Here is a 13,969-nt window from a genome sequence, read left to right on the forward strand (position 1 = left end):
GGGGTTAGAAATCGTGGCAGATGTCAGCCGGAGCTGACAGTCGGATCATGTTTTAACACATATTAATACAAAACAGAGCAGAACGCTCATGATTGTTTTACAGTTCTTCCAGTCACAGCACAGAAGAGAATTCCTGCACCGAAGGCCCATGCCAGATTGCTCAGCAGGGTTATGCCCAGCATGATCAAAAGTGTGGCCTGTTGCAAGCGGGTTTTCATATCCTTGTAAGTCAGCACCAGTTGTGCTCCTGAAAAGATGAGCAGTACACCGAGCACTCCCATGGGGATGAGCTGCAGCACTTTTACTGATGTTGAGCCGAAAAGAACAGCCAGCAGCACGAACAGTGAGCCGATGATCAGGTTGGCTCCGTTGGTGCGGGCTCCGAAACGGTAATGGGCGGCAAGACCTCCTGCTCCGTGGCAGACCGGCATTCCTCCGAATATTGCCGCGAAAAAGTTGGCAATGCCCATGCTGGTACACAGTGCCCGATCCGTTACCCGTCTGCTTTTTTCTCCGAAGTATTCAAAGCTGAGGTTTCGGTTGGCTATAACCGCATTGCCGAGAGTCATGGGAACCTGCGGCAGTACAAGGGCCAGCAGTGCAAACGAGAAATCAGCGCCTGTGGGAAAGCCGAAGGGCAGCAGTTGCGGAAGGTGGAATCCGAAATCAAGCTCCGCCAGCCCTTTCCACGCTCCCAGCAGAACTCCCAGTGCTGCTCCGCAGCCGACAACCACCAGCCCGGCCGGATAACGTTTGTTGTTGTATAGGAAAATGGTTACGGCGCCGAAAATGAGCGCGAAAATAAGGCTCATGGGGATCGGTCCGATCTTTTGCAGGGCCAGAAAAGGCTCTGCCGAGCCGTGTATCTTCTGCAGTCCGCTGGTTCCAAGGGCGAGATATACTCCTTTGAGAATCAGGAGAACACCAGTTGAAAGCTGTACCCCCCGGATTACCGGCAGGGGAATCAGCTTTGCCGCCTTGCCGACTATTCCGCTGAGTCCGAGAAACAGCAGCAGCCCGGCAACCATGAAACCTGAAGCCGTGATGACCTGAGCGCTCAGGGCCTGGGCAATGGCATAGGCCGAAATAACCTTCATGGGTTGTACCGCTATGGGAACACGGTAGTAAAATCCGCCTGCGATATAAAAAATGCCCACCACAAGAAAAAGTCCTGTGGCGGACAGTCCGTTAATCATTATCAAGGCGAACGCCAAGGGCAAAAGGGCTCCCAGGTCTCCCACCGACCCGGCCCATTCCATCCTGCTGAAACTGATACGCATCAACCTTTCTCCGCAGCTATAGAAATTCACAATATGAGCGAGTATGATTCAACTTACAGTTTGGCCTATGAATAGCATCCCTGTTTATGCAACGCTATGAAAACCTGAGCAGGATGGATGGACCACCGGATCTTTTTTCCTTTTACCGAATTGCCCGGCATCTGTTCAATCAAAGTGACTAGGCTTCTACAGGCTGAGTGCGCTTGCCTTCTCCGCCCTTGCCGTCCCTTTCAAGATAAACGATTTCGTAACCGGTCTGTTCGGCGATCTGCTTGAGTTCGCACTTGCGGATGCGCTTAACCTTGATGGTAAGGTCGCCGCCCTGAACACCTACAACACGATACTTGGGTCTGCGGTCGCCATCGGTTGCCTTAACTCTTTCTCTTACAAAAATCTTCATAATGTCCTCCTTGCGGTCAGTTGTGCCTAAAGGGATATTGGTTTACACTAGATATATATTCTTTAAGGATATATAGTCAAGAAGCACTATGATGATTATATTGTTTGAAAGGGGTATGAGCTTTTGAAAAACAAATAATCTGGCAGGTTATGCAGGAGAAAAAAATGTCGCAGAAGGTAGGAGGGGGAAAGCCCCAGAGATATGTACAGCCGTCATTGCTGATGGCATTGAAGGATGGTCCGTCATATGGCTACCAGTTGATCCAGACCATAGGAGATTTCGGATTCCTGCGCGGTGATGTGCCGCCGGGTATGATCTACCGGCATTTGCGCCAGATGGACGAAGAGGGACTGGTCCGTTCCGTGTGGGACGCACAGGGAGACGGACCTGCAAAGAGGATCTATTCCATCACTGCGGAAGGAATGGAGATTCTTGAGGCCTGGATTATTCACATGGAACGCCAGCGTGATTCGCTGGACAGTTTTATCAGGCGGTATAAGGGGCAGTAGTGGCGTGCCCGTTTTTTCCCTGTCCCATGCCGAGCTTCTTTTTGCTTTTCCCGTGGGCCGGTTGCCAGACGTGATGTTCAGTCATAGTCACCTGCAGCACAGGAATTCCGGCCCACAGGGAGGGGCGTATCCATCCAGCATTGCGGACTTCGTCACCTGGCAGTGGAACCAGCGGGTCACGGTCGACTGAGACCACTTGAATTCCCGCCTCGTTAAGATCGTGGACATGCAGGTCTGCAGGAAGGTCACGCAGCCGGCCGTATTCAATGAACCGTCCGCACCAGCCGAATTTTGTCAATCCCACGGCGGCCGCTGCGCCTATTATGCCGTCATTTGTTCCGCCCAGACCGAGGAGCTCGAAGGGATGCGCCGCATCCATGGCCTGCTGCTGGGTAACCTTCAGTCCGGTCACTGCCTGTGCGAACTGCACAAGAGTGCTGCCGACAGCTTCTTCCCGCGCAATGCATAAACCCGGATCACTGCCTGGAGCACAATTCTTAACAAGGTGATCAACAGCCTTGTCACGCAGCTCTTCAAGTGCGTAGCCGTCGGGAATGTCGATGACTGCGCAGGCGGAACTGTTGTTGGAAGTGAAGGGGATGTCATCAAGGCGCGGCAACTGGTGGCGGATAACTCCTACAAGAGAACAGTCGCTGTCCAGGCCGTATACGAATTCCCTTACCAGCCTGCCGGTGCCCATGGGGGCGTCTTTGTCGTCTGTATCATCAAAGCCAAGAAATACGCGCATGGTATTCCTCCTTATATGTTGAAAAAAACACATTCCACTATGCGCATCTTTAGTCAACATGCGTGTCACTCCTGACGGATTGGCACATATCTATTTAATTGAATGAATACAGGGGCGTATTCTGCTGGAAAGTAAGCTGATTTGTTGCGTGACCTATGATTTGCTGTGCTAAAACAGCCGATTGAGAGTCAGCCCAACTTTTTTACAGGAAGCCGGTATTTTACTGCCGATCCCGGAATGCCATTCCTGCTGGTTCGGCAGCTACCCGATCAACTGCATAACCATGCGCGGCATGTTGTTGGCCTGCGAGAGCATGGCAACCGAGGACTGGGTCAGTATCTGCCGGCGCACGAACTCGGTCATTTCCTGCGCAACATCCACATCGGATATTCTGGATTCGGCGGCCTGAAGATTTTCGCCCTGAATGGACAGATTGGTGATGGTGTTTTGCAGCCGGTTCTGTGTTGCACCAAGATTGGCCCGGATTTTATCCTTGGAAACGATTGCCTTGTTCAGTGTTTCCAGTGCCTGCTGTGCTGCCTGCTGGGTGGAAATTGCAACCGGTTTTCCAGCGGTCAGGGTAAGTCCTCCCCGCTGGACGAAAACGGGGAAAGGTGCTCCGGCAGTATATTTTATGGCCTGAAGGTCTCCATTGGAGTCCGTGCCTACTGCATATGTCGTGTTGGGATCTGTGTTGTCCCTGAAGATGCGTACTTCGGATCCGTAGGCGAACAGACTCTTATCTGCCGCACTGAGGGTCGGCGCCTGATAATATGCTGATCCTGTATCCCAGTTGGTGGTAAAAAACAGGCTGACGTTGTTGGTCGAGGCAATTTCAGCCGTGGTAAGGCTGCGGAGATTTCCGCCTATGCCAAGCGCGCTGGTGGTGACGACCCCTATCTGAATGTAATAGTAGTCTTCTGCACTGTCGTTTCCAGCCCCGAAATGAACTTTAAGTTCTCCGGTTGAGTTCAGACCGTTACCGTTGTGGGTGCCGGACAGGTTTCCGTTCAAAAGATGTATGCCATTGAAATCAGTTGCGTTTGCAATGCGATTGATCTCGTTGGCCATGGCTTTGTATTCGGAATCTATGATCAGTCTCTGGTCCGAGTTATATGTTCCGGTAGCAGCCTGAGTGGCCAGTTCCTTCATGCGGATAAGTTTTTCGTCTATGACCTGCAGTGCTCCATCCGCTGTCTGGATAAGTGATATGGCGTCGCTGGCATTACGCAGACCCTGCCGTATTGAAGTGATGTCAGAGCGCATCAGCTCCCTGATTGCAAGTCCTGCTGCATCATCCGCTGCTGTTCCTATTCTGAGCCCTGAAGAAAGCCGTCTTGTCGATACGCTCAGCGCACCGTAGTGCTCGCTGAGGTTTCTGGTGGTATTTACCGCCATGAGGTTGTGATTGATGCTTATGCCCATGACCCGACCCTTGCATAAGTAGGCAGTTACTGCAGTGTGTCTGCCTGCTTCTCCTTTTTTGTGTTAATAAATCTATGTGTTGCGTATTCTCCTGTTTTTTCGCCACGGTTATATTTGCAATATGGAGGCCATTATTTTGGGGTTGGCAGGATATAATCTTGTGAAAGTGCTACTTGTATCGAATAGTTCAATAATTTGTTTTTAGTTTGATAAATATTAGTGATTTGACTGTGCGTCTCCTTCTACATATTTTCATTATTGAAATAAACCGGAAGGAAGTATCAATGCGGGTTGAATCCATCTATGAAAAAGGCACAGGGGTCATGAATGAAGACTTCTACTTTGCACGTGGGAGCCGCTTCGGTGTGTTTGATGGTGCCACGAGCCTGAGCCCGGATGTTTACGAGCAGGGCTGCACAGGTGGATATCTTGCCTCGAACATTGCCGGGCAGGTTTTTGCTTCCGGGGAAGAACCGCTGCTCAGCCTTGCAGACAAGGCAAATTCCGCCATCTGCACGGCCATGCAGGAGCGTGGTGTGGACCTTACCGAAAAGGAATTTCTCTGGAGCACCAGTGCCGCAGTGGTCAACCTTGAAGAGGACTACTTTGAATGGGTCCAGATTGGGGACTGTCTGGTTATGCTCATCAATGAGGACGGCTCCCACGAACTGCTTTGCGGCGGATTCGACCATGACTGTGAAACGCTCAAGATGTGGCAGGAAGTTTCAAAGGAAGCTGGCGGCCCCATCCTGAATGTTCTGCGTGACCAGATACTTAAGGTCAGGGGGCAGATGAACGTTTCCTACGGGGTGTTCAGCGGAGAAAAGGAAGCTCTTTCCTTCCTTAATCACGGACAGCGTTCCCTTGAGGGGGTAAGCAGCATCCTTCTGTTTACTGACGGCCTCTTCCTGCCTAGCTGTGACCCGGAAAGCCGTTGCGACTTCAGCCGGTTTTCGGAAATTTTCCAGCAGGGCGGACTTACCGGAGTGCGCGACTACATCCGTACCATTGAGCAGGACGACCACAACTGCTGCCGCTATCCGCGTTTCAAGACTCACGACGATATTGCCGCCATATCCATCTCTTTCTGATTCAGCCAGTTCAAACAATTTATAATAAACGAGGTAAATTCAATGAAATTCAGCAACCGTAATGCGTTTCTGATAACAATCCTGTGTGCCCTGCTTCTTGTTGTCGGCTGCTATGCCACCGCATTTGGCGCGGAGTTTGAGGAAAAGGTGGTGGTCTATTCCACACACGGCGAGACCATGCTTGAAATGGTGGCCGATGCCTTTGAGAAGGAGACCGGCGTCAGGGTTGATTTCATCAACCTCAAAGGTCAGCTGGCAGACCGTGTGCGTGCCGAAAAAGCCAATCCGCAGGCAGATGTCATGTACGGCGCACCTTCGTCCGTATATCAGGAACTCAAGGGTGAAGGGCTTTTTGCTCCCTGCAAGCCCGAATGGGCCGGACGGATCAATCCTCTTTTCAAGGACAGTGAAGATTACTGGTTCGGTACCATTCAGACCCCGGTGCTGATGTTCTACAATACCGAAATTCTTTCCAGGGATAAGGCTCCCAAAGACTGGAGCGATCTTGCCAAGCCGGAATACAAAGACCTGCTTGTTTTCCGTAACGCACTGTCCTCTTCTGCCCGGGCAACCTATACCGCGCTGCTGCAGCAGTATCAGCGCAAGGGTGAGCTTGATAAGGGCTGGGAGTTTCTCAAGGGAATGGATGCCAATACCAAGCGATACTACGGCAGCGGCTCCCTGCTTTTCCAGGCCATCGGCAGAAAGGAAGCAGCCATCAGTTTTTCCGTGCTCAACGATGTTGTGGATAACAGAGTCAAGAACAAGATGCCCCTTGAGACTGTAGACGCAGCCAGCGGTTCCCCGGTTATCACTGACTGCATCGCCCTGATCAAGGGTGCAAAGCATCCCGCGGCCGGAAAGGCCTTCCTCGAATTCGCAGGAAGTGCCAAGGTACAGGCCATGCTCGCTAAGAAATTCAACCGCATGCCCACACTGCCTGAAGCCCTCAAGGATTGTCCTGCATGGATGTCCGAAGTCAAGTTCAAGGCTATGGATGTTGATTGGGGCGCACTGTCTTCCGTGCAGTCCGCCTGGATGCAGAAGTGGGATTCCGAGATCAAGGATTCCTCCAAGGACGGGAAGTAGTCGGGGCAGGTATGGCGTCTGTTGTCCTGCATGATATCGGCAAGTCCTTTGGTGAAGCTGCCGCCTGTTCAAAAATAAACCTGAACATTGAGAGCGGTGAATTCTTTACCTTTCTTGGACCTTCCGGGTGCGGGAAAACAACCATACTGCGCCTTATTGCCGGATTCCTGAATCCTGATGAGGGTACAATCCTCATTGACGGAAAAGATATAACCCACCTTGCGCCTGAAAAGCGCAAGGTGGGTATGGTTTTTCAGAACTATGCCCTTTTTCCGCATCTGAGCGTGTACGGAAACATAGCCTACGGTCTGGGCATTGGCGGCAGGTCCGCTGCGGAAATCCGTTCCACTACTGACCGTTATATGGAAATGGTCGGGCTGGCTGATTACGGGGACCGGCGTGTCTCCGAACTTTCCGGCGGGGAGCAGCAGCGGGTGGCGCTGGCCCGTTCGCTGGCGGTGGAGCCGCAGGTTCTGCTGCTTGATGAACCGCTGAGCAATCTGGACGCCCGCCTCCGGGAAAAGATGCGTTCCGAAATCCGTTCCCTGCAGAAGCGGCTGGGCATTACCACTGTTTTTGTCACCCACGACCAGACCGAAGCGTTGACCCTCTCGGACCGCATAGCTGTCTTCGAACGGGGCAGGGTTGCACAGGTCGGTACTCCGCGTCAGGTTTATTCTGATCCGGCCAGTTCATTTGTGGCCGGTTTTGTGGGCGAGACCAACCTTCTTAAGGCCGAATTTCTTGAAAGGCTGGTTGCGAACGATTCAGAGCGGGGAGAAACTTTTCCCGGCAGCAGATACGGGGCAGGATTCGTCTCCATCAGGCCGCAGGATATCGTCCTGTCCAATGAACGTCCGGCCTTGCAGGATCACCTGTCCGGTGTAGTGGAGGATGTCCAGCACAACGGAGTCTGGATCAATTATGCGGTCCGGGTAGGCGAGGCCTGCTTCAGGGTGGCGGGGCTGAACAGCTTTTCCCGGGACGTGTTTGATACCGGCGACCATGTTTTTCTGGCCTTTGACCATAAGGCCGTAAAAATGCTGCAAAGCTGACCGTGGCAGGGACATGGCATCAGGCTCTATCACCGGCACACGGATAACGGCAGTCCTTGGGATTACCATCCTCGTATGGATTCTGGCGGGTTTTATTCTTTACCCGGCCCTTACTTCACTTGAGGTCAGCCTTACCGATCAGGGTGTTTTTTCCCTTAAATGGTTCAGGGAGTTTTTCGGTTCCCCGTCCGGGATGGAGGTTCTGGAGAATTCCGTAGTTCTCGGTCTTCTGACTGTTGTCTGCTGCGGGATTGTGGGGACCGGGCTGGCGTTTTTCGTAAATTTTTTCCGTTTCCCCTTCCGCGGAGTGGTGGATAAGCTGCTTCTGCTGCCGATGATGATGCCCGGGATCATTATTGTTTTTGCTTTTGTCCAGCTTTACGGTGAGAGCGGAATGGTGACCAAGGGAATCGAGATGCTCCTGGGGCTAAGCTCCGCTCCCTACGAATTTTCCGGCCTTTCCGGGATTCTGTTTGTCCATGCCTACACCCAGTACGTGTATTTCTATCTAACGGTTTCCCTTGCCATAAAGCAGCTCGACTGGGGAGTTGTTGAAAGCGCACGCTGTCTTGGGGCTTCAAAGACACGGGTGTTTTTTACGGTAATAGTTCCGCTGATTGCCCCGGCCCTGATCACATCCTCCGCAGTAACATTCATGACCGGCATCGGCTCTTTTACCGCCCCCAGCATCCTCGGTGGCGGCTATAAGGTTCTTACCACCAGAATACTGCTTGCCAAGGCCAACAACTACATGGGGCTCGCCGCAGTACAGGTGGTGATCCTCACCCTTGTTTCGATGCTGTTCTTCTTCCTGCTCCGCTTGTATGAGCGCCGGAGTATCAATGCATCCGCTGTGCGCGGAGTCCCGATGCAGCCGGTCTGTATAGCCAACCCGTTCTACCGGGGAGCTGTCCTGCTGCTGACCGGGACGACGGTCTTTTTCATTCTGCTTCCGTTTGCGGCCATCATTATGCTTTCATTTGTTGATTCCGGTTCCTGGATGGTCAGTATTTTTCCGGAGCGGTTTACGCTGGACAATTTTGCGGCCGTGTTTTCCCGGCGCAGGGTCTATGAACCGTTTGTAAACAGCATCGTCATGTCCCTTGTTGCATCCGGTCTTTGTCTTGGAGTGGCTCTGCCGTCTTCGTGGCTGATGGAGAAAACCAGACTGCGCTTCCGGTGGCTGCTGGATATTATGGTGATGCTTCCGCTGGCCATGCCGGGGGCGGCAATTTCAATCAACCTCATCAATGCGGCTTCGCGGCCGTCCATTCTGACATTCAACACCGTTCTGGTCGGAACCTATTTTCTGCTGCCTATCGGGTATTTCATCCGTTCCCTTCCGGTTGCAGCCAAGACACTGCAGATCTCCATACAGGATTTGAACGACTGCATAATTGACGCCTCCAGAAGCCTTGGGGCAACCGGTTCAGTAACATTCAGGAAAGTGGTGATTCCCATTCTGTATCCCGGACTTCTTGCGGCGTTCATGCTGGTCTTTGTGCGCAGTATAGGGGAGTATGCTGTTTCGGCGTTTCTTTACACCGTGGGCAACAAGCCTGTGTCCATCGCCATGGTCAATGCTGTTTTTGAATACGACATTGGTCTTGCCATGGCCTATGGAACCCTGTTGATTGCCCTGACTGTGCTGCTGAGCCTGCTTATCGGAAGGTTCAGGAAGCCGCTGTGCTGATTTGTGGGTGCCCGTTGCCCTGTGGTTAATGCAGCGGGGGCGGGGTGTTGATGAATTCCTTGATTATGGTGTCTACCTCGCCTGACTCAACCAGCTCCCTGAGGGCTGCGGAAAGTTCCGGCACCTTTTCTGCCAGCGGAGACTTTCTGGATACGGTGAAATAGACCGGATTGGGTGAGGAGTATATGAACTCGGCCTTCTCGATCTGATCCTGCGCTCCCTGCTGTTTTATCATGTAATCCGCCACGGTTTCTGTGGCGATGAACGTGTCTATGCGTCCAACCAGCAGTTTCTTTATATTCAGCACGTTGTCTTTTACGGCATCCTTTATCAGGCTGGTATCTTCGTCGAATCGGTGAAAAAATTTACTACCCAGAGTTGTTCCAATACTGAGGCCCTTGAGGTCCTCATACTTCCTGATGAGCAAAGATCTGCCCTTGAGCACATAGAAGGCTTTTGTGCTGTATGATTTGTAGGGCGGATCGATATATATCATATACTCTTCACGTTCAGGACGTTTGAGTATGCCATTCATCATGTCCGCCTGACCCTTTTTCATCATGGACAGGCCCCGGTTCCAAGGCCGGGCTACGAATTCGGGGGTCAAATCCACTTTATCCAGCAGCTTCCGGGTCAGGATTATGTTGATTCCATCAATCCTGTCGCCGTCAGTTATTTTCCATGGCGGGAAATGGTTGATCGGGATGATTACTTCCTGGGCGGCGGAATAACCGTACGATACGAGCAGCAGCAGGACGGTCAGTGCCAGCAGAGTGAGTCTGCGGGGCATGTGGAGCTCCGGATGATGAGGTTATAATGATACGATAATATACGGCATTTTGTTTTTGAGTGTCAAACTGAAAGTATTTAATGAATCTTTCCACATTGTTGATTATCTGTCCCGGTTGTTTTTAGCAGTATGAAAAAAGCAGCCCCGCAAGAGATAGTAGTTTCTTTACGGGGCTGTAGTTGAGTTCGGCTGGGTGAGTTAGTTTATTTTGTTTCCTCAAAACTGCCGCCAAGGGCCAGATGCAGGTTTGTCCTGTTGTCCAGACGTTCCCTCTTGATGTTAAGGAGAGACATCTCCGAACCTATCCAGCGGGTTTGGTGCGAGAGCATTTCGAACATATCTATTTTTCCGACCTTATATTGGACTTGTGACAGCTCGTAAGTCCTGCGGTTGTCTTCTGCTGCCTGGGTCAGGAAGTTCTCGCGTTCCCTGAGCAGGGTTTCGCTGCTCAGGGCGTTTTCAACTTCCTTGAAGGCATTCAGGGCAGCGGATGCGTAATTTGCGACGGCCTCTTTCTGTTCCGCTGTTGCCTGTTCTATCTGGCCTTCGATTGCTCCACCGGTGTAAAGCGGGGCGAACATCCCGGCTGTAAGTCCGGCGATGGCATCGCCGAGTCCTGAAATTCCGGCCCCGGCATTTATGGTGAAGCGGGGCAGGTGCAGCAGTTCAGCTCCCTTTTCAGCGTAGAATGCTGCCGCCACCCGGTCTTCTGCGGCGATTATGTCGGGCCTGCGGTCAAGGATTTCCGAGGGCTGGCCGGCAGGAATGGGCGGCGGGGCGGCAACAAGACGGTCTGCGCCGGTCATGTTGTCTGCAGGGTAGCCTCCTATGAGGACCTCAAGGCTTCTGGCCGCTTCCTGCCGGGCCGTGTCGGCCTTGGTTGCGGCTTCCTGTGCCTCGGCAAGCTGGGCGTGAACCTGGCTTACCTCCATGGCGGATACTTTTCCTACTTCCTGCTTTTTCTGTTCGATGCGGTACATCTCTTCAAGTATCTTGACGATGCTTTTCAGGAATTCAAGTTGTCTGTCGGTTTCGCAAAGCAGGAACCAGCCCCGTGCAGTGGATGCTGCCAGCGACTGGCGGGCGAATTCGTAATCAGCGGCCACAGCCTTGGCAGATGCTTCCGCAGACTGTTGACCAAGGCTCAGGCGTCCCCATACGTCCGCTTCCCATGATATGCCGAGTCCGGCTCCCTGCGGACGGGATTCACCTGCGGTATAGCCTGAAAGCTGTCCGCCGAGGCTTACGGTGGGTGAAAGCTCGGCCCCTGCCTGTCTGGCCAGAGCATTGGCCCGATCAACGCGGGCTGCTGCGGCCTGAAGGTCCGGATTGTTTTTCATGGCTTCGGCAACAAGGCTGTCCAGCATGGGATCATTGAAATCCTTGATCCAGCCGTCCCGGACCTGCCCGCTGTCCGCTGCTCCAACTGCCCATTGACCGGGTTCAGATGTTTTTGTCCCGTTGATTGAAGCCGTGGTTTCAGCTGTTGTGTATTCCCGTTTGCATCCGCTTAGAACCAAAACTGCGCTCAAAGCAATGAACAATATTTTAAGTCTGTTACTCATTCGGTTCTCCGGATTTAAATGGCTTCGAAGCAGATGATGTTGCGCCAGCTGACCATGCGCAGCAGCACCTGCCGGATGAGGGCCAGCGGTTCCATCCTGTCGCTGTAGACGCTGGCGGCGGCCGCGCTGCCCAGCGGCAGGTTGAAGGCTGACATATCATCCGTGACGCTGATGAATACCGGAACCCTGCCTTCTGGAACTTCGGTGCTGACACTGAGAAGGTCACCAGATGGCTGGAGCTGTCCTTCGGCAAGGGCGGCCTGAACTTTGGTTACCACTCCCTTGAAGGCCCTGCCCGGTATGGCCGGGAAGATAACCTCGCTCTTGAATCCCGGTTTGATGTTCTGGAGCGGATTCTGCTTGAAGGCCGCCACCAGCATGGGAGATTCGGCGTGGACAAAGGTCATTACCGGGCGCAGCGGCAGTGGTACGGCCATCATGCCCGGCCTGAGCCGCAGTTGGGTGACCCATCCGTCAGTGGGGGCTAAAACTGTGGTGGAGTTCAGGTCGAATCTGGCCTTCTCAAGCTCGGACTTCAGGCTTCCGACTTCCTGCTGGTACTGCTCGACATCATAGCGGCTTCCGGCAGAGGCCTTTGCCAGTGTCTGCGACTCCTTTAGCCGGCGTTCAGCCAGATTGAGGCGGGCGGTAAGATCGTCAACCTTGGCCTGAAAGGGTGTCGGGTCAATGGTGAAAAGTCTGTCCCCGGCCTTGAGCGGGGTATTCGGCTGCACGTGTACAGCGATGGTTTTGCCGTGCACCTGCGGAACTATCGGTGTTGTCTGGAAGTAGATGCGTGCTTCGGGGGTGTAGGGGTGATAATAGGCCATGCACAGGAATATACCGCCCACCACAAATATGCCGCCCACAACCGCGGTGGTTACAGTCCATTTGGTTACCGGAATCTTGAACACCTTGAAGGCTACGAAGACAATTGCCGCATATGTCAGTTCAATGAGTATATCCACGATTATGCCTCCCTGCTGTCCGGTTCTAAGTCAGCCGCAGGCTCCGTCTGCTGCCCCTGTCCCACGAATTCGTCGTCCGAGGGGATGTCCGGTTTGTGGATCATCGCCCAGATCCACAGAAAGGGCCAGATGGCGTGCAGGGTGAAAAGGCTGACCCATCCGGCAGCGTGAATTGCGTCCTGATGCGGATGGTTGCGTTTTTTTGCAATGTTGTAGGGAATGTCATGGATGTAGATTATCCCGTACACAATGACCAGAAAGACGAAAATGAGCATGAACGCCCCGATGTAATCCAGAATGCGCGAATCGGTTTCAATCATGGAAGCTCCTTTTCTCGGTTGTTTTTTTCAACGGCTTGAATTCCGGCTGAAAGGCACAGGTCCGGCACAGGATGTCGGGTATTGCTTTTCATGACCATTTTTATTGATTGCATAGCATATTATCAGGTCGCATTCCATCACATTGACAAAAGTTCACGGTTTGTTTCGCGGCTGCTGCAGGACATGGCGGATTTGCAGAACCTTGCGCTCTGGGTTATCAACTCTTGCGCTAAGATAAAATTAAGGAGATTCGAATGAATAATATCGTTGCAGAAAAGATCACCGTAGCACCGGTTGAACGCAAGGACGGAACCTATGCACTGAGACTGTGCCTCAAGCATGGTCAGCTCACTGCCGGCATGATGAAGACCGTACTGGATACCATGGCTGAATTCGGGCTGACCTCCCTGCGGGCAACCACCGGCCAGCGCATGAACCTTGAAGGCATTTCCAGGGAAAATCTTGATGGTGTCATCGCGGCTCTGGGAGCTTCCGTTGAAAAGGCTCCTCTGACCACATCCGTGTGTTCGGGTGCCGGGATCTGCAAGTACGGCATGCAGGAAAGTTACGGCATGGCCGACAAGCTGCTTGAGGTCGTCAAAGCCAACGGACCTTACCCGTTCAAGGTCAAGAGCGGAGTTTCCGGCTGCAAGATGGGCTGCGGTTTGAGCTTTATCCGCGATATAGGCATGGTCGGCGGTCCCAAGGGCTGGGAAGTCCATTTCGGAAGTTCCGCCCGCAAGGATGCCGGTCTGGGTGTCATGCTCGGCAGCAAGCTCACTGAGGAAGAGGCTCTCGGCGTAGCGGCGAAGGCTCTCACTTTCTACAAGGAAAACGGCCGTAACCGTGAGCGCACCAGCGGTATGCTGCGCCGCCTCGGAACAGAGGCTGTACTTGAGGCCGTGAAGTAGTTCTACGGTAATATGTCATATCCTGAAACTATCAGGGATTCCAAAGGGTCACGGACCCTTTGGCCGCCGGAGGCGAAATCAAATCGCAAAAAGCGCGAAGCGCATCTGAATCAGCCCCGCAGGAC

Annotated in this window: 14 protein-coding genes; 6 read left to right on the forward strand and 8 right to left on the reverse strand. The window is 53.0% G+C overall.

Features of this window, described 5'->3' with window-relative positions; all coding sequences use genetic code 11:
• Positions 1–86 precede the first annotated feature (86 nt).
• Together N7E73_RS13005 and N7E73_RS13010 are read right to left on the reverse strand one after the other, a co-directional pair.
• Positions 87–1,280: a putative sulfate/molybdate transporter gene (locus tag N7E73_RS13005; RefSeq protein WP_432735259.1), complete on the reverse strand. Its 1,194-nt coding sequence runs from the start codon at positions 1,278–1,280 to the stop codon at positions 87–89.
• 178 nt (positions 1,281–1,458) lie between these two features.
• Positions 1,459–1,680: a hypothetical protein gene (locus tag N7E73_RS13010; protein ID WP_432735262.1), complete on the reverse strand. Its 222-nt coding sequence runs from the start codon at positions 1,678–1,680 to the stop codon at positions 1,459–1,461.
• A 164-nt stretch (positions 1,681–1,844) separates the two neighbouring features.
• On the opposite strand from N7E73_RS13010, the gene N7E73_RS13015 reads away from it, so the two are divergent.
• The gene (locus tag N7E73_RS13015; RefSeq protein ID WP_432735264.1) at positions 1,845–2,189 is read left to right on the forward strand and encodes a helix-turn-helix transcriptional regulator; all 345 of its coding nucleotides are present in this window, start codon (positions 1,845–1,847) and stop codon (positions 2,187–2,189) included.
• On the opposite strand, the gene N7E73_RS13020 is transcribed toward N7E73_RS13015, so the two are convergent.
• Positions 2,167–2,937, reverse strand: coding sequence for a hypothetical protein (locus tag N7E73_RS13020; RefSeq protein WP_432735266.1), 771 nt, complete (start codon positions 2,935–2,937; stop codon positions 2,167–2,169). The two genes, N7E73_RS13015 and N7E73_RS13020, sit on opposite strands and share 23 nt — an antisense overlap.
• 261 nt (positions 2,938–3,198) lie before the next feature.
• Complete coding sequence (locus N7E73_RS13025) at positions 3,199–4,362, reverse strand: flagellin (protein WP_432735268.1); 1,164 nt, start codon at positions 4,360–4,362, stop codon at positions 3,199–3,201.
• Between the two features lie 284 nt (positions 4,363–4,646).
• On the opposite strand from N7E73_RS13025, the gene N7E73_RS13030 reads away from it, so the two are divergent.
• From N7E73_RS13030 to N7E73_RS13045, 4 genes are read left to right on the forward strand one after another with little or no spacing between them, the layout of a single operon-like run.
• A complete protein-coding gene (locus N7E73_RS13030) occupies positions 4,647–5,453 on the forward strand; it encodes a protein phosphatase 2C domain-containing protein (RefSeq protein WP_432735270.1) in 807 nt (268 codons plus the stop codon).
• Between the two features lie 42 nt (positions 5,454–5,495).
• A complete protein-coding gene (locus N7E73_RS13035) occupies positions 5,496–6,542 on the forward strand; it encodes an extracellular solute-binding protein (RefSeq protein WP_432735272.1) in 1,047 nt (348 codons plus the stop codon).
• 11 nt (positions 6,543–6,553) lie between these two features.
• On the forward strand, positions 6,554–7,597 hold the full coding sequence (locus N7E73_RS13040; RefSeq protein WP_432735274.1) for an ABC transporter ATP-binding protein: 1,044 nt from the start codon (positions 6,554–6,556) through the stop codon (positions 7,595–7,597).
• A 13-nt stretch (positions 7,598–7,610) separates the two neighbouring features.
• On the forward strand, positions 7,611–9,290 hold the full coding sequence (locus tag N7E73_RS13045; protein ID WP_432735276.1) for an ABC transporter permease: 1,680 nt from the start codon (positions 7,611–7,613) through the stop codon (positions 9,288–9,290).
• A gap of 25 nt (positions 9,291–9,315) precedes the next feature.
• Here the strand turns inward: N7E73_RS13045 and N7E73_RS13050 are convergent, their stop codons facing one another.
• The 4 genes from N7E73_RS13050 to N7E73_RS13065 all read right to left on the reverse strand — a co-directional run bounded on the left by N7E73_RS13050 (position 9,316) and on the right by N7E73_RS13065 (position 12,933).
• The gene (locus N7E73_RS13050; RefSeq protein ID WP_432735278.1) at positions 9,316–10,080 is read right to left on the reverse strand and encodes a substrate-binding periplasmic protein; all 765 of its coding nucleotides are present in this window, start codon (positions 10,078–10,080) and stop codon (positions 9,316–9,318) included.
• 203 nt (positions 10,081–10,283) lie between these two features.
• Positions 10,284–11,645, reverse strand: a complete 1,362-nt coding sequence (locus tag N7E73_RS13055; protein ID WP_432735279.1) for a TolC family protein — start codon at positions 11,643–11,645, stop codon at positions 10,284–10,286.
• Between the two features lie 14 nt (positions 11,646–11,659).
• Positions 11,660–12,613 carry an HlyD family secretion protein gene (locus tag N7E73_RS13060; RefSeq protein WP_432735281.1) on the reverse strand — a complete coding sequence of 318 codons (954 nt, stop codon included), beginning with the start codon at positions 12,611–12,613 and terminating at the stop codon, positions 11,660–11,662.
• A 2-nt stretch (positions 12,614–12,615) separates the two neighbouring features.
• Positions 12,616–12,933 (reverse strand): DUF3302 domain-containing protein, encoded by a 318-nt coding sequence (locus N7E73_RS13065; protein WP_432735283.1) that lies wholly within the window; start codon positions 12,931–12,933, stop codon positions 12,616–12,618.
• A gap of 254 nt (positions 12,934–13,187) precedes the next feature.
• On the opposite strand from N7E73_RS13065, the gene N7E73_RS13070 reads away from it, so the two are divergent.
• On the forward strand, positions 13,188–13,844 hold the full coding sequence (locus N7E73_RS13070) for a nitrite reductase (protein WP_432735284.1): 657 nt from the start codon (positions 13,188–13,190) through the stop codon (positions 13,842–13,844).
• Positions 13,845–13,969 lie beyond the last annotated feature (125 nt).

The organism is Maridesulfovibrio sp. FT414 (assembly GCF_050916235.1).
Classification (GTDB): domain Bacteria; phylum Desulfobacterota; class Desulfovibrionia; order Desulfovibrionales; family Desulfovibrionaceae; genus Maridesulfovibrio.

Excerpts from the sequence above, each read along its gene's own strand:
- N7E73_RS13065 (WP_432735283.1), bottom strand. The coding sequence starts at position 12,933 with ATGATTGAAACCGATTCGCGCATTCTGGATTACATCGGGGCGTTCATG.
- N7E73_RS13015 (WP_432735264.1), top strand. The coding sequence starts at position 1,845 with ATGTCGCAGAAGGTAGGAGGGGGAAAGCCCCAGAGATATGTACAGCCG.
- N7E73_RS13045 (WP_432735276.1), top strand. The coding sequence starts at position 7,611 with ATGGCATCAGGCTCTATCACCGGCACACGGATAACGGCAGTCCTTGGG.
- N7E73_RS13030 (WP_432735270.1), top strand. The coding sequence starts at position 4,647 with ATGCGGGTTGAATCCATCTATGAAAAAGGCACAGGGGTCATGAATGAA.
- N7E73_RS13020 (WP_432735266.1), bottom strand. The coding sequence starts at position 2,937 with ATGCGCGTATTTCTTGGCTTTGATGATACAGACGACAAAGACGCCCCC.
- N7E73_RS13050 (WP_432735278.1), bottom strand. The coding sequence starts at position 10,080 with ATGCCCCGCAGACTCACTCTGCTGGCACTGACCGTCCTGCTGCTGCTC.
- N7E73_RS13025 (WP_432735268.1), bottom strand. The coding sequence starts at position 4,362 with ATGGGCATAAGCATCAATCACAACCTCATGGCGGTAAATACCACCAGA.
- N7E73_RS13040 (WP_432735274.1), top strand. The coding sequence starts at position 6,554 with ATGGCGTCTGTTGTCCTGCATGATATCGGCAAGTCCTTTGGTGAAGCT.
- N7E73_RS13070 (WP_432735284.1), top strand. The coding sequence starts at position 13,188 with ATGAATAATATCGTTGCAGAAAAGATCACCGTAGCACCGGTTGAACGC.
- N7E73_RS13010 (WP_432735262.1), bottom strand. The coding sequence starts at position 1,680 with ATGAAGATTTTTGTAAGAGAAAGAGTTAAGGCAACCGATGGCGACCGC.
- N7E73_RS13005 (WP_432735259.1), bottom strand. The coding sequence starts at position 1,280 with ATGCGTATCAGTTTCAGCAGGATGGAATGGGCCGGGTCGGTGGGAGAC.
- N7E73_RS13035 (WP_432735272.1), top strand. The coding sequence starts at position 5,496 with ATGAAATTCAGCAACCGTAATGCGTTTCTGATAACAATCCTGTGTGCC.
- N7E73_RS13055 (WP_432735279.1), bottom strand. The coding sequence starts at position 11,645 with ATGAGTAACAGACTTAAAATATTGTTCATTGCTTTGAGCGCAGTTTTG.